The sequence below is a fragment of the Hespellia stercorisuis DSM 15480 genome (assembly GCF_900142165.1).
Taxonomy (GTDB): Bacteria; Bacillota; Clostridia; order Lachnospirales; family Lachnospiraceae; genus Hespellia; species Hespellia stercorisuis.
The window spans coordinates 15,021-33,277 of record NZ_FQZY01000024.1 but is presented as its reverse complement, the minus strand read 5'-3'; the positions used below and the strand labels follow the sequence as shown (position 1 = coordinate 33,277).

The following is an 18,257-nucleotide window of genomic DNA, read 5'->3' as shown; positions in this document are numbered from 1 at the left end:
TATTTTCACCTGGATTTAACGTTCTGCTTTCTCCGCTACCTCACCCTGTTTTTTATAAATCGAATGGCCCGGAACATATCCTCTCACCATGGAAAGCGGATAGATATCTGTATGTGGTCCGACTACACTGCCCGGATTCAGAACTGTTCCGCATCCGACCTCCACGCAGTCTCCCAGCATGGCTCCGAATTTTTTCATACCGGTCTCAAAATTCTCCTCCGAGGTCTTCACGACCACCAGTTTTTTGTCGGATTTTACATTTGATGTAATGGAACCTGCACCCATATGGGATTTGTAGCCGAGAATGGAATCTCCCACATAGTTGTAATGAGGTACCTGTACTTTGTTGAACAGTACCACGTTCTTCAGTTCGGTAGAGTTGCCCACGACCGCACCTTCGCCAACGATTGCATTCCCGCGGATAAACGCACAGTGTCTGACTTCCGCATTCTTACCGATAATCGCCGGTCCATGAATGTAGGCACTCGGAAATACATTCGCAGATTTCGCGATCCATACATCGTCACCTGTTTTGTCATATTCTTCCGGATCCAGTGTCCTGCCCAGTTCCAGAATAAAATCGTGGATTTTCGGGAGCACCTCCCACGGATACGTTGCACCTGTAAAAAGCTCTTTTGCGATGGTTTCATCTAACGTATACATCTCTTTTACTGTCATTTCTTTCATTGTGTGTCCTCTCAGTCTTGTTATTTTATTTCTTGCGTTTTGTGTTCTTCGCGGCTGCCGGGAGCTTATAGAAGCGGGCCGCCTGATCATAGCATCCCCTCAGCTGGAACTGGTTGTTCAGCCGCAGAACTCCGTTTGTCCTGCTGACAATGAAGTCATCCAGCTTCTTCATGTATTCATCCGGCGTGATATCGCCTTCCGCAACATAGTTGAGTCCCTTCTCCCAGCTTGCCGTCAGTTCGGGATTCAGCAGGGATTTTATGGAATTGTTCACCACATCAAACACCATCTCTCCCTGCAGTGCCGGGGTAATGATCTGCGTCTTTTTGTTCAATTCAAGATACTTGATATTGATCAGTTTTTTCAGTATCTCTGCGCGGGTTGCACTCGTTCCGATTCCACTTCCCTTGATCTGTGCACGGAGCTCCTCATCCTCGATCAGCTGTCCGGCGTTCTCCATTGCCAGAATGATAGACCCCGAGTTGTAGCGCTTCGGAGGAGAAGTCTCCCCCTCTTTGATATCCAGTGATTTTACAGGGAGCGTATCTCCCTTTTTCAGGGTTTTGATCACATCAAAAAATTGAACATCCATGTTGTTATCCTGTCCGGTTTCCTCCGGATTCGTACCGTCGCCATTGTCTGTGTCCGCCTTTTTCGCACCCGGAACCCCGGTCACCTTCAGGTATCCCTCCTGCGCCAGCACCTTGAAGCTGGAGAAGAAACGCTCCTCCCGCACTTTGGTCGTCAGACTGATCTTCTGGTAGACTGCCGGCGGGTAAAAGATGCTTAAAAATCTCCGCACAATGATATCATACACCTGCTTTGCCGTCTGTGCCACCGCATTCAGCGCGCTCAGTCCCTGACCGGTCGGAATGATTGCATAATGATCCGTAATCTGTTTGTCATTGACATACCGTGTCTTCTCCAGCCCCTTATGACTGCCAAATCCCACGATATCCTTCAGGAACGGGGCCGCCATCGGATATTTGGACAGACCGTTCAGATTCTTATGTATCTCCTTCGCCACCGCAGTGGACAGCACGCGGGCATCCGTTCTCGGATACGTGACCAGCTTCTTCTCATACAGCTCCTGTACGATACGCAGCGTCTCATCCGGACTGATCTTAAAGCGTTTGGAGCACTCGTTCTGCAGCTCCGCCAGGTTGAACAGAAGCGGAGCATTTTTATTTTCTTTTTTCTTTTCTATTTTCTCTATCTGACAGACCAGTGGTTCCTCTTCCTTCAGATATGCGATAAGCTCCTCTGCCTTTTCGCGTTTTTTAAAACCGTTCTCTTTATATAGATCCAGCGACTCAAAATAGCGGGAACCCTTGACGGCCCGCCATTCTCCCTCGAATGTACGCCCCTGCAGATCGATGGTACTCAACACTCTGTAGAACGGGGTCTTCACAAAGTCCCGGATCTCCCGCTCCCGCCGCACTACCATTCCAAGGACACAGGTCATGACACGCCCCACAGACAGTACTGCGTAATTCGTGCGCAGATAATTGGAAATACTGTTGCCGTATTTCAGGGTCAGAAGGCGTGAAAAATTGATTCCCATCAGATAATCCTCCTTGGCGCGCAGATATGCCGCCGCACTGAGATTATCGTACTCGGACAGGTCCTTCGCCTCCCGGATTCCGCGCAGGATCTCCTCCTCCGTCTGGGAATCGATCCACACACGTTTCCGTTCCTTGCCTGTCACATGCGCCTCCTGCTCTACCAGGCGATAGATGTATTCTCCCTCGCGCCCGGAGTCAGTGCAGACGTAGATCGTATCCACATCCTCCCTTGTCAGCAGGCCCTTCACGATCTGAAACTGCTTTGACACCGCCGGAATTACCTCATACTTAAACTCATCCGGAATAAAGGGAAGGGTACTCAGACTCCATTTTTTCAGGCTCGGATCATAGACCTCCGGATAGCTCATCGTGACCAGGTGTCCTACACACCAGGTCACAATCGCTTCGGAGGACTCCAGATATCCATCTCTTCTGCTTGTATTTAATTTGAGTGCCTTCGCAAATTCCTGCGCCACACTCGGTTTTTCTGCTATATATACTGATTTTCCCATATGTTAATCTATCACAAACTTATACACGGTAGACGTGGTATAGTTCTCTCCTGCTCTGCAAATTGGTCCATCGAAATCGATGTGATGGATAGCGTCCGGGAAAAACTGCGTCTCAAAGCAGAACGCAGAACGTTTCTGATAAACCGCTCCCTCTTTTCCATGTTCGCCATCCACATAATTGGCTGTGTAGAACTGCATTCCCGGCAGGTCTGTATAGACCTCCATCTTGATTGCAGTCCGGTCGCCGACAGCCACCGCGACTTTCGCCATCTTTTTTTCGTTCTTCAGCACATAATTATGATCATATCCATGACCGTACACAAGTGCCTCATAACGATCCCCGATGTCACGGCCGATTTCTTTTCTCTTTTTGAAATTCATAGGCGTGCCTGCCACCGGCACAACCCTCCCTGTCGGAATCGCATCCTTGTCCGTTTCGGTATAATAATCCGCATCAATTGCGACCTGATGCTTCAGAACGTCTCCCGACGCATGTCCGTTCAGATTAAAATAGCTGTGATTCGTCATGTTAATGATCGTATCAACATTAGGCGTTGCAAAATAGCTGATTTTCAGTTCATTATCCTCCGTCAGCTCGTAGGTCACCTCCACATCTATGGTGCCGGGAAATCCCTGATCACCATCCGCACTGTGAAGCGTGAACGTCACCCGGTGGTTGTTTTTGTTGCGCACCTCCCAGAGACGTTTATTATAATAATCCATGCCACTGTGAAGATTGTTTTCATTGTCATTTTTATCCAGCTGATACTGGGTTCCGTTTATCGCAAAGACTGCTCCTCCGACCCGATTGGCGCAGCGCCCGATCGTGCCTCCAAAAAAAAGGTCGCCCGCCTCGTAACCAGATGCCTTATCATATCCCAGTACAACATCCACCGGCATCTGATCGACATCCGGAACCACCATCCTCACCAGTGATGCTCCATAATCACTCACCGCCACGTACATCATATTATTGTTGGTCAGCGTGAATAAGGATGCTCTTTTTCCATCCGACGTCTTCCCGAAATCTGTTATCACCAATTCTTTCATACTTCCGCCTCCATCTTTTACTAAGAGTAAAATTCCCCTTTTCGCTTTTTTCTAAACTCTCTTTTTTGTATCATCGTTTTATCTTTTCAAAAACCGTAAAAATCTTTTCCAAAAACTTTTTCTGACTGGAGCCTTCGGCTTCGTCGCACGCAGTGCTCTCTCCATAAACACCTGCTGTGAATCAACCGGAACACCTCCGGCCGGCTTTTTGATATATGTCCCGTCCTTCTGTAAAAATCTCCCCTTTACATTGTCCGAAAGCATAATTTTGATCTCCGCATTCAGTCTTTCTTTGATTGCTTCATCATAAATCGGGCAGGCAACCTCAACACGGTTTTCTGTGTTGCGGGTCATCATGTCTGCCGATCCAATGTATATCTTCTGCGCACTTCCCGTTCCAAAGCAGAAAATTCTGGGGTGCTCTAAGAAGCGGCCCACCACGTTGGAAACAGTCAGATTTTCCGTAAAACCGGGGACTCCCGGCAGAATACAGCAGATTCCACGGACAATCAGATCAATCTCCACCCCTGCCTGCGAAGCCTCAGCGATCTTCTGCATAAAATCCATATCCGTCACGGAGTTCATCTTCATGATGATCCTTCCATTTTTCCCCTTTGCAATCTCACCGTCAATACACCGCAGCACATTCTGTTTAAGGCTGGATGGTGACACGATCAGATTCTGGTAAACACCGTCCAGATTGCTGATGGACATATTCTTGAAAAAATCTGCCGCATCGCGTCCGATAGACTGATTTGCCGTCATCAGAGAATAATCGGTATACATCGCCGCCGTCTTCTCGTTATAATTTCCGGTTCCGATCTGTGTGATATACTGAATGTCGTTCCGGTTCCGGTAGGTGATCAGACAAATCTTTGAGTGCACTTTGTAGCCCTCGAATCCGTAGATCACACGACACCCGGCATCCTCCATCCGCTCGGACCAGTCAATGTTATTCTGCTCATCAAACCGTGCCCTCAGTTCAATCAGTACAGTGACCTCCTTGCCGTTTTCTGCAGCCGCACAGAGATATTCCACCAGCCTCGTTTTCTTGGCAAGCCGGTAGATCGTAATTTTGATTGTCATTACATTGGGGTCCACAGACGCCTCTTTGATCAGCTTCAAAAATGGATCCATGCTCTCATAAGGGTACGATAAAATGATATCCTTTTGTTTTACCTGCGCCATCACACTGCCATCACTCACCATCGGTGAATTTTGCGGGCTGAAGGATTCATAATTCAGAGATTTTCTCATAGAAACCGGCACCTTGTCCGCGATGGCAAACATATACGCCAGCTTCATGGGAACCTTCGTCCTGAAAATCTGATTTGGTTTGATTTCAAACCTGTCACAGAAATATTTCTCCATCTCCTTGCTGAACGGAGACGCGGCCTCTAAGCGGACCACTGCCATTCGTCTCCTCTGGTTCAGTGTCTTTTTCATGATATATCTGAAATCATCATTGTCGGCAAATGCTTCATCATCCGGTGAAATATCGGCGTTGCGGGTCACACAGATGTAGTTTTTATCAAACACCTCATACTGTTCAAAGACGAGTTCCATGTATTCCATGATCACCTTTTCCATGCGGATGTAGCGGATATCGCTGCCCGGCAGATACAGGATATCGGAGACGAACTGAGGCACCGGAACGATTCCCAGCATGCTGTTATTGTTCATCTTCAGATTGGCAACCACATAGATTTCTTTGTTCAGAAGATGCGGAAACGGATGATTCACATCCACGATCTGCGGTGACAGAATCGGCAGGATCTGATCCTTAAAATACTTTTTCACATACTTCTTTTCCTGTGTTTCCAGTTCCTTGAAATCCAGCCCGCACACGCCGTAAGGATTTAACTGTTTTTTGATCTCTGCATACGTCTTGTCCCGTTCTTTGTACATAGGACGAACTGCATCATAGATCTTCGTCAGCTGCTCCGTTGCGGTCCAGCCTGATTTTCTGTCTATTTTTTTATCATCTGCAAGAGACATATCATAGAGACTTCCCACACGAATCATAAAGAACTCATCCAGATTGCTCGTAAAAATCGCAACAAATTTCATGCGCTCCAGAAGCGGAACCGTCACGTCCTGCGCCTCCTCCAGAACACGCTGGTTAAAACGAAGCCATGACAGTTCTCTGTTTTGTGTATAGACTAATTTTTCTTTATTCATTCTATTGAACCCCCATTTTTCCAGTCGAAGATTTTCACATTATATTGTAACACGAACTATCATTTAATAAAAGAATTTCCTGGTTCAAAATGAACGCCTCAAACTTGAATGGATAGAAAGTGCAAAACAGAGATATCTAAGGAAATCCTCCTCCGATATCTCTGCCATTACTTACGTATTTTTCTCTCTGAAACGTATCTTCTTATATCCCCGGATATTGTTTAGCACTTTGCTGCAATGTATCCTTTTGCTGTCAGTGCCTCCGCGCAGAGTACTGCCCCGCCGGCTGCACCGCGGACGGTGTTGTGTGACAAACCCACGAACTTGTAATCATAGATGGTGTCCTCTCTCAAACGACCAATGGATACACCCATGCCATTCTCGTAGTCCACATCTTCTCTTACCTGTGGTCTGTTGTCTTCTTCCATATAACGGATAAACTGCTTCGGTGCACTCGGCAGCTTCTCATCCTGTGGGAATCCTTTGAATGCAGCCAGTTTTTCAATCAGCTGTTCTTTCGTCGGCTTCTTTGCAAAACGAATAAATACAGCAGCTGTATGGCCATTCAGAACCGGAACACGGATGCACTGGCAGGAGATCTTCGGAAGAGATGCCTTCTCAATGTGGTCTCCTTCAATCTGTCCGAGTACCTTGAGCGGCTCCATCTCGCTCTTTTCTTCCTCGCCACCGATGTAAGGAATGATGTTCTCTACCATCTCCGGCCACTCTTTAAATGTCTTTCCTGCTCCTGAGATTGCCTGATATGTCGTCGCGATGACTTCGACCGGCTCAAACTCTTTCCATGCCGCAAGACAAGGTGTGTAGCTCTGGATCGAACAGTTTGGTTTTACTGCAATGAATCCGCGGGTTGTTCCGAGACGCTTCTTCTGGGACTCGATGATATCAAAATGCTGTGGGTTGATCTCCGGAACTACCATCGGCACATCCGGTGTCCAGCGGTGTGCACTGTTATTGGACACTACCGGTGTCTCTGTTTTGGCATACGCCTCCTCGATCGCTTTGATCTCGTCTTTTGTCATGTCTACAGCACTGAATACAAAATCAACGGTAGCTGCGACCTTCTCCACCTCATTCACATTGAAAACCACTAATTTTTTAACGGCCTCCGGCATTGGTGTCGACATCTTCCATCTGTCACCGACTGCCTCTTCGTAGGTCTTCCCTGCAGATCTTGGGCTTGCCGCCAGAGTGACAACCTCAAACCATGGATGGTTCTCCAGCAGAGAGATAAATCTCTGTCCAACCATACCTGTCGCACCTAAAATACCAACCTTTAATTTCTGTTCCATCTTTTTGTCCTCCCATTTCTTTTTCTATGTTCCACAGATGAGAATGTCAGCTTCTGCTTAACATTCCTGTAAATACTTTTCGTGAATTGCAATCACCTGATCCATCGCCTCTTTACTCGGTGCGCCGATGGTTTTTCTGGTGTCCACACAGGTCTTCATGCTGATTGCATCGTAGATGTCCTGCTCAAACACCGGTGAGATTGCCTTGTATTCTTCCAGACTCATATCATCCAGCGCAATGTTCTTCTCGATGCAGTGGAGAACAAGCTGTCCAACGATTCCATGTGCGTCCCGGAACGGCACCCCGTGATTCACCAGATAATCTGCCGCGTCCGTCGCGTTGGTGAAGCCGTTCTTGGCGCTTGCCGCCATATTCTCCTCGTTATACTTCATGGTGCGGAGCATACCGGTAAACAGTGCAAGACACCCCTTCGTCGTATCCATGGCATCAAATACAAGCTCCTTGTCCTCCTGCATGTCTTTGTTGTAAGCCAGCGGGATTCCCTTCATGGTGGTAAGAAGTGACATCTGTGCTCCGTACACACGCCCGGTCTTTCCACGGACAAGCTCCGCGATATCAGGATTTTTTTTCTGCGGCATAATGCTGCTACCGGTGCTGTATGCATCGTCAATATCCACAAACTGATACTCGTTGGAGTTCCAGATAATGACCTCCTCACTAAAACGGCTCAGATGCATCATAATCGTGGACATGGCTGACAGAAGCTCGATCAGATAATCCCGGTCAGAGACTCCGTCGATACTGTTCAGCGTCGGCCCGTCAAACCCAAGCAGGCTGGCAGTATATTCCCGGTCCAGCGGATAGGTGGTTCCGGCTAAAGCTCCGGATCCCAGCGGACAGGTGTTCATCCGTCTGTAGATGTCCTGTAGTCTCTGACGGTCCCTCTTAAACATCTCGAAGTAAGCTCCCATATGATGTGCCAGCGTAATCGGCTGCGCCTTCTGCAGATGTGTGAAGCCCGGCATGTAGGTCTCTGTGTGCGCTTTCATGGTGGTCAGAAGCACCTCCAACAGATCCTTGACCAGTTTGTCAAGCTGGGTGATCTCGTCCCGCGTGTAAAGCTTCATATCCAGTGCGACCTGATCATTTCTGCTTCGTCCGGTATGCAGTTTCTTCCCGGCATTCCCGATGCGGTCAATCAGATTCGCCTCCACAAAGCTGTGGATGTCTTCGTATTTGTCCGTGATCTCCAGCGTCCCGTTTTCCACGTCACGTCGGATTCCTTCCAGACCTGCAATAATCTCCTCTTTTTCACCGTCTGTCAGGATCCCCTGTTTCGCCAGCATCGTCACGTGTGCAATGCTGCCCCGGATATCCTGTTCATAGAATTTCTGGTCAAATGAAATTGATGCATTAAAATTATATACCAGCTTGTCCGTCTCTTTTGTGAAACGGCCGCCCCATAACTGAGCCATTTTGTAACCTCTTTTCTCTTATATGATATGTCATGCCCCTCGCTTTCGCTCAGCGGCAGACCGGCGGAAACATGGAATATATGAAACTTCGTTCCAGATGGTCTCCACCTTGTAAAATGCTTTGCTGACTAGTTTACCACAATAAAGCGTTACTTGTCTATATCAAATTCTATAGTTATTTATTTAACCGTACCCGGCCTTTTTTCTGGTGATTTTTCCTTTTGATCCTGCGCATTCTGGCGTTCCCTGAAGGAATACACGCAGCCGCAGTAGTCCTGCCGATAAAGTCCGTACTCTTTTGAGAGTTCAATTGAGCGCTTATATCCGTTTTTCTTTTTGAAATCGGACTGCAGATATTTCACTCCAAACTGCCGCTCACATTCCAGTCCGATCTCGTTGAGCTTCTGGGCATTTTTCATCGGGCTGATGCTGAGTGTGGTCGTGAAATAGTCGAATCCGTTCTCCGCTGCGGCCTTCGCCGCCTGGGAGAGGCGGAGTTCATAGCACTGAAAGCACCGCTCTCCCCCCTCCGGGATGTACTCCAGTCCACGGGACAGCTCCTGAAATTTTTCTTTTTCGTAATTGCCTGCAAGGAAAGATACAGGATTTTTAAATGACATCGCCCCAATCAGTGTCTGCTGTTCCAGAATCCGCTTGTTGTATTCGCTTTCCGGGAAAATATTGGGATTGTAATAAAAAACAGTAATCTCAAAATACTCCGACAGATACTCCAGCACATAGCTGCTGCAGGGTGCACAGCAACTGTGAAGCAGGAGCCTTGGGATCCGGTTCTCACTCTGAAGCTGCTGAATACATTCGTCCATACGTTTCTGATAATTGATTTTTTGTGTGCTGCTTTTTGATAAATATATTTCCTGCTTATCTGCGTTAAATGTGTTCGTTTTTGATGTATTTGTTTTTGATATATTTGTTTTTAATATATTTGTTTTCATATTACCTCGTCATTTTTCATCCTGTTGTTGTCGGCAATCCTCCGCCTGCAGTCTCGGAAAACAGACCATCAGACGGCGAAGCGGATCGCACGCAGCCGCTTTGGCTTTCCACCTTATAACACAACAATTATACTGTCTGGATCTTCCAGTGGCAAGCACACTTTTTTCTTTTCGCCATATTCTGATAGAAACCAGTATTCTTCGTGAAGGAGCCTCCCATGCAGCCTCTTCTGGAATTAAAAAACATCTGCTATTCTTATCATACACCAACTCTGGAAACTCCCGCGATCGCGAATTTATCCTTCGCCTTATATCCGGGAGAATTTCTCGCTGTTGTGGGCCCATCAGGCTGTGGAAAATCTACGCTGCTTTCTATTATATGCGGACTGCTCAACCCGGAAAAAGGGTTGATTATGCTGAATGGCCGCTACCTGCACAGCGACAGTTCTTCAAATATAGGCTACATGCTGCAGCACGACCACCTTTTTGAATGGCGGACTATCTTTCAGAATGTGACCCTCGGACTTGAAATCCAGCACACGCTCTGCAACCGCACGAAAGCGCACGCCGAAGAACTTCTGGAATGCTACGGACTGAAAGCCTTCAAAAATGCACGCCCCTCCGAATTATCCGGCGGCATGCGTCAGCGCGCTGCTCTGATCCGTACACTGGTCCTGGACCCGGAGCTGCTCCTTCTCGACGAACCCTTTTCTTCACTGGATTACCAGACCCGCCTGTCGGTCGGGGATGACATCGGCCAAATCCTCCGCAAAGAGAAAAAGAGCGCAATCCTTGTAACTCACGACCTCTCTGAAGCCATCAGCCTCGCCGACCGGATCATTGTACTGACCAAACGTCCGGCTACCATCCAGTCTGTCGTTCCTGTTTCCTTTGCACTTGCAGATGATACTCCGATGCATCGGAGAAATGCACCTGAATTTAAAACTTATTTTAATCAAATCTGGGAGGCGCTTAATCATGACGCATGAAATATCTGACGGGCAGCAGTTATATCTGAACAGGAGAAAAAAACACAGGCAGATTGTACAGATCAGCCGTTTTGCTATCTTTCTCAGTTTTTTATTCTTGTGGGAGTTCTCTGCAAATGTCGGTCTGATCGATTCTTTTATATTCAGCAGTCCCTCCAAAGTCGCCTTGTCCTGCTCTCAGATGCTCCTTGACGGCACCCTGCTGGTCCACATCGGTGTCACACTGTATGAGACAATTCTCAGTTTTGTCCTCGTGATTCTCGTCAGTATGATCAGTGCCGTGATCTTGTGGTGCAGTTCGAAAATAGCAGAGATCATCGATCCCTACCTGGTCGTGCTCAACAGTCTCCCCAAATCTGCACTTGCCCCGCTGCTGATTGTCTGGCTCGGAGCCACGCCCACCACCATCATCGTGACCGGAATGTCCGTCGCTGTCTTTGGCAGTATTCTCAGTATCTACACCGGCTTTACCACGGTAGACACCGAGGATATCAAGCTCATCTACACCCTCCGCGGCACTAAGGGGCAAGCTTTAAGAAAAGTGGTTCTTCCAAGCAGTGTTCCCACCATCATCAGCACCATGAAAGTCAACATTGGGCTCTGCCTTGTGGGCGTAATTATCGGAGAATTTTTGGCGGCAAAGCGTGGACTCGGATACCTGATCATCTACTCCAGTCAGGTCTATAAGATGGATTGGCTTTTGATGTCCATCGTCCTGCTCTGCATTATGGCGATTGGATTGTACGCTGTGATTGGATTGTTTGAAAGGCGTTATCAGCGTTAAAAAATATCCGAGATCAGACTTATCGTATGTTAAGCCCGTTCTCGGATATTATCAGGTTCTATATTCTCCCGGCTATTTCTTCCGCGGATACTCAGTGGAATGGTGCACTGATTTCTTTCGCGCTGCCCGAAGCACCAACAGCACAAGCATGGTGGCGAGTGACACCAGCACAATCCGGATCTGCCGCTGTTTCGTCTGCTTCTGTTTTGCTTTCTGCTTTGCAGCCTTCTCTTTTTCTGCTTTCTCCTTTGCAGCTTTCTCTCTCGCAGCCGTTTCCTCTTTTTCCTGTTGAACGGCCTCTATCCGCGCATTCTCGTTCTCCTCTACCTGTGTATACACCATAGTTGCAATCAGATCCTGTCCGGTCTGGTCCGGGTGAAGTCCGTCAGACTGGGTCTTGTCGCAGACATCCGATGCGAACAGATCCATAATCTGGTAATTATACTCTTTCGCATGGTCTTCCATGATCTTGTTCATATGCTTTATTACGCTCTCAACCACCACATTCATTGTTCCCGGCAGTTCCATAGCTCCAACGGGATTGTAGATGTTGGTGACCACCATCTGGGCGGAGTCTTTCTTTTCGCTCTGAATCTCATCCATAACCCGAATCCAGTCTTCCTCGAAAGATGTGTAATCCCAGTTTCCCAGAGCGCCAACTATTTTGACAATGACAAGGGGATTCTGGGAGATGCCGTCCTCCAGTGCCCCAAGCGCGTCGTCGGCACTTCGAAACTTCCGATCCGTGTTCAGGATTTCCTGCGCCTCTTTTTTAAATTCATTGAGCAGATCGTTGGCTCCGATGGTCACGGTGATGATATCTGCCCTGCCCAGCGAATCGCGTATCTCAGGTTTGGATTGAATCCGCTCATACAGGCCTTCCGTGTCAAGCCCGTTTTTCGCATAATTATCACAGACTACCGGAATCCCGGTCTCTTCCTCCAGGCGGGTACCCACCTCTTCTGAATAATTTATAATTTCCTGTCCGTCCGCCGAATATCCCTTTGCTATGCTGTCACCGAGAGCTGTATAATATAGTGTATCGCTGTCCCATGCTTTCACCTGTCCCACAAAGCATTGTGATATCAGGAACAGTGCCATGCACGCGCATGCGATTCTGTATAATCTGTTCCTCATTTGTCACCATTCCTTTGATTTTATGTCGTTCATGTGCAGTGCTGCTCGATTCCGCTTTGTTTCATCTCACTCATGGGCTTTTGCGACAAGCATTTACTTATGCACAAGCACGATGTAAATACTCGACTTGACCTGCCGGCACTGCTCATTGCTATCGTGTATATTATATCACAATCTGCTCTGAAACATGATAAAAGTGAAAGAGTTTTTTGATTTCTCTTTCACTTTTATACAGACAGCAGGATGGATGATCAAAATAGGGGCGCAGGTTCTCTGTGTGTCTTCCTGGTGCGTGAATTGTCGTCTTTTCCCTGAATATTGCTGATTTCGTAATGAATACGTATTTTGCTCTCACTGCTCTTCTTTCGATAGGATTCCAAAATCCGCTCCGCTACCATACCACCATTTTTGTTGTCACAGTTTACCAGAAGAATTGCAATCTGGTTGGTATTAAATTCCATCATCAGGTCTCCTTCCCTGAGAGAGAACCGGACGGACTGATTCAGTGTTTCCATAATCGGTTTCAGTTCCACCTCTGCCGGAACATTCCCCCATTGATTCCGGGCCGTAAACAGTAGAATTTGTACATTCTGGTTCGTTCTCGACAAATTCCGCTCCATGAACTGATAGATGCTGTTGAAGGATCCGTACGCAACGGAAAATGCCCCATCCTCTTTCCATACATGGCTGACCATATTTTTCAGAGTCTCTAGTCTGATTGTCTCCCTCTTCGTGGCGCTGGACTGCCTTGAAATCTTTCCGATATAAGTTTCCAGAGCCTCATACAGTCTCTGCGGTTCAATCGGTTTCAATAAATGGTCGTTCATCCCCGCCGCTTTTGACTTTCTCATATCTTCGTCATAGGCGTTGGCGGTCATTGCAAGAATTGGAATCGTATCGGCATCCCTGCGCGGCAGATTGCGAATAGAACGGGCCGCCATGAGCCCATCCATGACCGGCATCCGGATGTCCATCAACACGGCGTCATAGTATGCAATCTCCGACTCCTGAAACTTCTCGATGGCAATCTGACCGTTTTCTGCCCATGTAACCTCGCACCCTGCCTTTTGAAGCAGGCGCTTCGCAATTTCCGCGTTCAGGGCATGGTCTTCCACCAGAAGAATCCGCTTTCCGTGCAGCATATCATATGCAGTATTCTTTTGCCGGGCCTTGTCTGCCTCCTGCGTCTGGACCATTTTCCCGGGCACCTTTTCTACATCCATGCTGAGGGTAAATACGGTTCCCTCCCCCAATTTGCTGTCTACATGAATGGTTCCGCCCATCATATCTGTCAACCTCTTTACAATGGACAATCCCAGTCCGCTGCCGGCATACTGCGCAGAAAGCTGATTGTACTCCTGTGTAAAAGGCTGGAATAATTTGTGTCGGAGGAAATCCTCACTCATGCCGATTCCGGTGTCTTTCACCCTCGCAACGGCATGCCACGTCTTTTCATCCGTTTTGTTACAGTCAAGCTGAAAACAAACGGTTCCATACTCTGGAGTGAACTTGATCGCATTGGATAGCAGATTCAAAAAAATCTGTTTCATGCGAATCGGATCCACGCGAACATACCCCTGTATCTCCTGATAGTTCACTTCCTCCCGGAAATCTATATGCTTCTCCTCTGCCAATACCTTCACCATCTCCAGCATATCCCGAATACAGGAGCTGCATTCCACCACCTGCGGGAGAATTTTCATCTTTCCACTCTCAATTTTCTGGAAAGCCAGTGTATCGTTTATGAGGCCCAGAAGATATTCTCCAGAAGTCTTAATCTTCGCAATATTTTCTTTTAGAACCGCCGCATCCTCTTCTCCCTCCGACAGATCAGCCAGACCGAGAATCCCGTTCATCGGAGTTCTCATGTCATGACTCATCCGTGAGAAAAATTCGTTCTTGGCATTGTTTGCCTCCCTGACCTTGCTCAAAGCCTGATTCAGCCTGTTTTCGCTGCGCTGTTTCAGCAGAAACATTGCCAGGAGACGGGAGATAAACACCAGTGCCTCCACCGTTTCCGCATCCAGTGCCCAATTCCGGGGCTGATGGTTGCAGTTATCGAATCCAATAAATCCCTTATAGATGCCATTCTCCTGAATTGCACACCGGAGCATCCCACAGATTCCCTGGGGTTCCAGGATTTCCCGCTGTTTTACCGGAAGCATTCTGACGTCCTGGCAGACAAACAGACCATTCTCATTATAATTGTCATACCAGTTTTCTCCGGTATCCTCCAGATAGCGGATATGCTGAAGATTTTCTTTTTCGGGCAGGATGCCTTCATTGCACCATTCAAAGGTATTGCTGATACCCGGATCATCCTCCGAGTTTTCAAAAATATAAACGCGGCTCACATTGAAATGATTTCCTACCAGTTCGAGTGCGCCGTTGACGGCTGTGTCTGTATCGGAAGCACTATATAATTTTGCTAGGATTTCATCCTTTATCTGATGAGTGGTTTTATTGTCTGACATAGTAAACTTCCCCTCCTTTTCTTCTTTTTCTCGAACCGTTGAAAAACCGGTCTGTTTCTCCTAAGCGGCACAGTGCACGGATTTTGCATTTCCGTCACAGTTTTTCCTCATCATTTCTCCTGTGCCTTTATATCCTGTATATTCAGATTTTTCTGAATTAATTCCTCCAAAAACGGAGCGTACTTTTTAGTATTATATCACTCTTTTTCACTGTAATCTACATCCTGAACATCGAATTACTAATTCTTCCGATATTTTCTTCTTTCTTCCCACATATCCCAGTCAACACACTGGATAATCTCTGTAATATCCCGCTGTGCAATGTGAAGGATATCATGTCTCGTATTCCGGATGATAACGACCATTTCCGAGTGGAGATTCTCAGATATAATAAAAGTTGCCCTGCAGCAGTTCATTGCTGATCTGTTGCGGGGCACTTCCTATTACGTTTTTTGACACGATAAGACCCGCTACGGGCTGCCGCTTTCAGTAAAGCGGACATTCGGAATCCGCTTTGCTGTTTACTCATGCAGTCTTCGAATAATTTTATATACGATCTCATGCTCTGTAACCACAGGTCTGTCATGGGAGAAAAAGATGACTCCGTCGGTCGGCGATAGAATCGTCGAGAGTACGGTTCCCTCAAACGGATGTGTAATTTCCGCCAGTGGTTCCCCGAAGCGGACTTCCTCCCCCGGAAACTTCAGACGTCTGTAGATTCCGGCATTCTTGGTGTGAACCAGCGCCAGATCCCTCTCGCTGATAATTGTCGCGATGTAGCCACTGTGACTGTTGTACCGCAGAATCCCCATGCGGGTCAGAAACCGGAGCACCGCCGAGACGGCCTGCCCTGCCGAGACCTCATCCACCGTATCTGTCTTATTGGTATAAACGGAAAATGCATTGGTATCCCACATCTGCCAGTTGTAATTCAGGGTTGTCGTATCGATGGGTCTCGCCTTGCGCACTACAACGTAGGGCAGGCCGAATAAATTGGCCAGACTGGTGCTCTGAACCCCTGTCTCCATCATTCTGACATGGGGCACGAAGTCGCCCGGCATGTAAAAGCTTGCGAACTGGATTCCATACTCATAATCCTTGACATGGCGAAAGACTCCGTCAGCGATTCTCTGCGTTGTCTCTCCCTGGGCATACCCCGGAAACATTCGGTTGATATCCGTATTATCCACCGCCCAGAAGCGTTTTCCAATGTTCATGGAGTGGTGCCCCACCGATGGGATCACAAGAATCTCGTGGTTGGTCGCGATGGCCCCCCGCTCTTCCAGTTCAGTGAGCCTGCGGATCAGCTGAGAACATATGTAGAGCTGCTGTACCTCGTTTCCGCGGACAGCCCCCACAATGCAGGCTGATTTTTCTCCGCCTCCGAAGCGGTATCCCGTCACTCTGAGGTCTTCCCGGTAAGGTGATTTCAAAGAAAATATATTTTCCTTCAGCATTACATGTCACCTCCCAGCACACGGCCAAGCAGCGAGCCGCTGTAGACAACCGGATATTCCCGCCTGGTGAACACCATCCCGTCGATGGGGGATTTTGCCTCCTCCACCACCTTGCCGGAGAGCGGATCCATGACACGGCCAAGTATGTCTCCTGCACAGATCTCATCCCCAATGTTCTTCAGCGGCAGATAGATTCCGGATTCATTGGCATTCACAAATCCCACGGCGTGATCCGAGGAGATAACCGGCTCCTTAACCGGACCAACCGGACCATCCCACAGCCCATTCTCTTTCATCAGATTCAGAATCCCCTCCACCAGCTGATAGCAGTAATCGTTGGTAATGCGCATGCCCACGCCCATCTCTACAACAAGCGTTGGTACTCCGATGGAATTTAGGCTGTAGGCCAGCGTTGATTCCAATACTGTGGCCGATGCATGCACCCAGACAAAATCCACATTGATCTGTTTCGCCAACGGAACCAGTGTATCCGCAGTCAGTTCATTAATCCGCACCTGTGGAATCTCTTTCAGGAAAATGTTGCTGGCGTGAATATCCACGCAGAAGTCCGATCCCGCCAGATCGTCCGTGATCTGCTTCGTCAGAGCCTCGATCATGGGCCCTTCCTCATCTCCCGGGAACACCCTGTTCATGTCCAGATCAAACTGCGGGATTCCTCTTGTGATCGAATCGATGCCCAGCGGATTCATGGCCGGATAGATATCCACAATCCCTTTCAGGTGTTCCCGTCCCTCCTGCAGCCTTCTCTGCAGCTCGTAGCACACAAACTGTCCTTCCAGCTCATCACCGTGAGTACCTGTAACAATGGATATCCGTTTTTTCTCCCCGGTTGCGTCCACCGGTTCTATTCTGTTCTTGTTGATCATCAGCGTCTCATCCACCGGAAGACGCATTGATGCCACTGTCTCTATCATTTAAATCTCCTCCACACATACCTTTATTTGTTGTGTCTGATTGACACTTCCCAGAAATCTTCCTTTGTCGAGCACACAGTCCCCATAATCTCTCCCGTGTGCCAGCTTGATGTAATAATCATCCACATGAAGATTGTTGGTCGGATCCAGTCCATACCACCCCTTTCCCGTGTAGATTTCAAGCCACGCGTGTGTCGCACCCTCACCGATCATTAGACCGTTCACATAACGCGCCGGAATCCCTGCTAGACGGCAGGACGCGATGCAGATGTGGGCATAGTCCTGACACACGCCGATTTTCCCCTCCAGAGCCTCCTCCGCAGTGGTATGAATATCCGTCACATCTGCCTTATACTCCATCACATCGTACACTGCATTCATAATTGTGATTGCTTTTTCCAGATTGCTTTTTGAAGAAAAATTCTCCTCCGACTGAAGTTTCTCAAGAAACGCCTTTAATTCTGTCCCCGGCCGCGTAAGTCTGGACGGGAATTTGTACATGCTGTGGAGTGGCTCCTGGATTACTCTCATGCCCTCCACGACCGCAGTACCTGATATTTCATACGTAAACTGCTTATGATTATCAAAATAATGGCCCACATACTTATGATTGCCGAATCCATCCACCACCTCGTTCAAGCAGTCCGTTGGATACACATATCGGTTCTCTATCTGGATCTGCTGCGCCGCATTGGACATCGGTACACAGCGCAGTGCGAAGTAATGATCCCGCACCGGTTCATCGAATCGAAGCGTCATCTCGTATGTAAACTGCAGTTTTTTCAT

Annotated in this window: 14 protein-coding genes; 2 read left to right on the top strand and 12 right to left on the bottom strand. The window is 48.0% G+C overall.

Annotated elements, in window-relative coordinates; genetic code table 11:
- Positions 1-15 precede the first annotated feature (15 nt).
- From BUB85_RS09380 to BUB85_RS09350, 7 genes are all read right to left on the bottom strand, one after another.
- Complete coding sequence (locus BUB85_RS09380) at positions 16-687, bottom strand: acyltransferase (protein WP_073109099.1); 672 nt, start codon at positions 685-687, stop codon at positions 16-18.
- A 25-nt stretch (positions 688-712) separates the two neighbouring features.
- Positions 713-2,764: a DNA topoisomerase gene (locus tag BUB85_RS09375; protein WP_073109096.1), complete on the bottom strand. Its 2,052-nt coding sequence runs from the start codon at positions 2,762-2,764 to the stop codon at positions 713-715.
- A gap of 3 nt (positions 2,765-2,767) precedes the next feature.
- Positions 2,768-3,814, bottom strand: a complete 1,047-nt coding sequence (locus BUB85_RS09370) for an aldose epimerase family protein (RefSeq protein ID WP_073109094.1) — start codon at positions 3,812-3,814, stop codon at positions 2,768-2,770.
- 78 nt (positions 3,815-3,892) lie between these two features.
- Positions 3,893-5,995 (bottom strand): polyphosphate kinase 1, encoded by a 2,103-nt coding sequence (gene ppk1, locus BUB85_RS09365; protein ID WP_073109092.1) that lies wholly within the window; start codon positions 5,993-5,995, stop codon positions 3,893-3,895.
- 221 nt (positions 5,996-6,216) lie between these two features.
- Positions 6,217-7,305 (bottom strand): aspartate-semialdehyde dehydrogenase, encoded by a 1,089-nt coding sequence (gene asd, locus BUB85_RS09360; protein ID WP_073109089.1) that lies wholly within the window; start codon positions 7,303-7,305, stop codon positions 6,217-6,219.
- Between the two features lie 57 nt (positions 7,306-7,362).
- A complete protein-coding gene (gene argH, locus BUB85_RS09355; RefSeq protein WP_073109086.1) occupies positions 7,363-8,742 on the bottom strand; it encodes an argininosuccinate lyase in 1,380 nt (459 codons plus the stop codon).
- Positions 8,743-8,921: 179 nt separating this feature from the next.
- Complete coding sequence (locus BUB85_RS09350) at positions 8,922-9,566, bottom strand: epoxyqueuosine reductase QueH (RefSeq protein WP_073109177.1); 645 nt, start codon at positions 9,564-9,566, stop codon at positions 8,922-8,924.
- Positions 9,567-9,913: 347 nt separating this feature from the next.
- On the opposite strand from BUB85_RS09350, the gene BUB85_RS09345 reads away from it, so the two are divergent.
- Complete coding sequence (locus BUB85_RS09345; protein WP_073109082.1) at positions 9,914-10,684, top strand: ABC transporter ATP-binding protein; 771 nt, start codon at positions 9,914-9,916, stop codon at positions 10,682-10,684.
- Positions 10,674-11,468, top strand: coding sequence for an ABC transporter permease (locus BUB85_RS09340; RefSeq protein ID WP_073109079.1), 795 nt, complete (start codon positions 10,674-10,676; stop codon positions 11,466-11,468). The genes BUB85_RS09345 and BUB85_RS09340 overlap by 11 nt, the downstream gene beginning before the upstream one ends.
- 72 nt (positions 11,469-11,540) lie before the next feature.
- Here BUB85_RS09340 and BUB85_RS09335 read toward each other — a convergent pair whose 3' ends face one another.
- From BUB85_RS09335 to BUB85_RS09315, 5 genes are all read right to left on the bottom strand, one after another.
- Positions 11,541-12,605: an SGNH/GDSL hydrolase family protein gene (locus BUB85_RS09335; RefSeq protein ID WP_084533981.1), complete on the bottom strand. Its 1,065-nt coding sequence runs from the start codon at positions 12,603-12,605 to the stop codon at positions 11,541-11,543.
- A gap of 251 nt (positions 12,606-12,856) precedes the next feature.
- Positions 12,857-15,079, bottom strand: a complete 2,223-nt coding sequence (locus BUB85_RS09330; RefSeq protein WP_073109075.1) for a hybrid sensor histidine kinase/response regulator — start codon at positions 15,077-15,079, stop codon at positions 12,857-12,859.
- A gap of 521 nt (positions 15,080-15,600) precedes the next feature.
- Entirely contained in the window at positions 15,601-16,536 is a 936-nt protein-coding gene (locus tag BUB85_RS09325; RefSeq protein ID WP_073109070.1) for a M14 family metallopeptidase, read from the bottom strand.
- The gene (locus BUB85_RS09320) at positions 16,536-17,471 is read right to left on the bottom strand and encodes a M14 family metallopeptidase (protein WP_073109067.1); all 936 of its coding nucleotides are present in this window, start codon (positions 17,469-17,471) and stop codon (positions 16,536-16,538) included. Before BUB85_RS09320 ends, BUB85_RS09325 begins: the two co-directional genes overlap by 1 nt.
- Positions 17,472-18,257: a transglutaminase domain-containing protein gene (locus BUB85_RS09315; RefSeq protein WP_073109064.1), complete on the bottom strand. Its 786-nt coding sequence runs from the start codon at positions 18,255-18,257 to the stop codon at positions 17,472-17,474.

Bases quoted from the DNA above. Each gene is read 5' to 3' on its own strand.
- BUB85_RS09370 (WP_073109094.1), bottom strand. From the start codon at position 3,814: ATGAAAGAATTGGTGATAACAGATTTCGGGAAGACGTCGGATGGAAAA.
- BUB85_RS09325 (WP_073109070.1), bottom strand. From the start codon at position 16,536: ATGCTGAAGGAAAATATATTTTCTTTGAAATCACCTTACCGGGAAGAC.
- BUB85_RS09330 (WP_073109075.1), bottom strand. From the start codon at position 15,079: ATGTCAGACAATAAAACCACTCATCAGATAAAGGATGAAATCCTAGCA.
- asd (WP_073109089.1), bottom strand. From the start codon at position 7,305: ATGGAACAGAAATTAAAGGTTGGTATTTTAGGTGCGACAGGTATGGTT.
- BUB85_RS09340 (WP_073109079.1), top strand. From the start codon at position 10,674: ATGACGCATGAAATATCTGACGGGCAGCAGTTATATCTGAACAGGAGA.
- ppk1 (WP_073109092.1), bottom strand. From the start codon at position 5,995: ATGAATAAAGAAAAATTAGTCTATACACAAAACAGAGAACTGTCATGG.
- BUB85_RS09375 (WP_073109096.1), bottom strand. From the start codon at position 2,764: ATGGGAAAATCAGTATATATAGCAGAAAAACCGAGTGTGGCGCAGGAA.
- argH (WP_073109086.1), bottom strand. From the start codon at position 8,742: ATGGCTCAGTTATGGGGCGGCCGTTTCACAAAAGAGACGGACAAGCTG.
- BUB85_RS09335 (WP_084533981.1), bottom strand. From the start codon at position 12,605: ATGAGGAACAGATTATACAGAATCGCATGCGCGTGCATGGCACTGTTC.
- BUB85_RS09345 (WP_073109082.1), top strand. From the start codon at position 9,914: ATGCAGCCTCTTCTGGAATTAAAAAACATCTGCTATTCTTATCATACA.
- BUB85_RS09320 (WP_073109067.1), bottom strand. From the start codon at position 17,471: ATGATAGAGACAGTGGCATCAATGCGTCTTCCGGTGGATGAGACGCTG.
- BUB85_RS09315 (WP_073109064.1), bottom strand. From the start codon at position 18,257: ATGAAAAAACTGCAGTTTACATACGAGATGACGCTTCGATTCGATGAA.
- BUB85_RS09350 (WP_073109177.1), bottom strand. From the start codon at position 9,566: ATGGACGAATGTATTCAGCAGCTTCAGAGTGAGAACCGGATCCCAAGG.
- BUB85_RS09380 (WP_073109099.1), bottom strand. From the start codon at position 687: ATGAAAGAAATGACAGTAAAAGAGATGTATACGTTAGATGAAACCATC.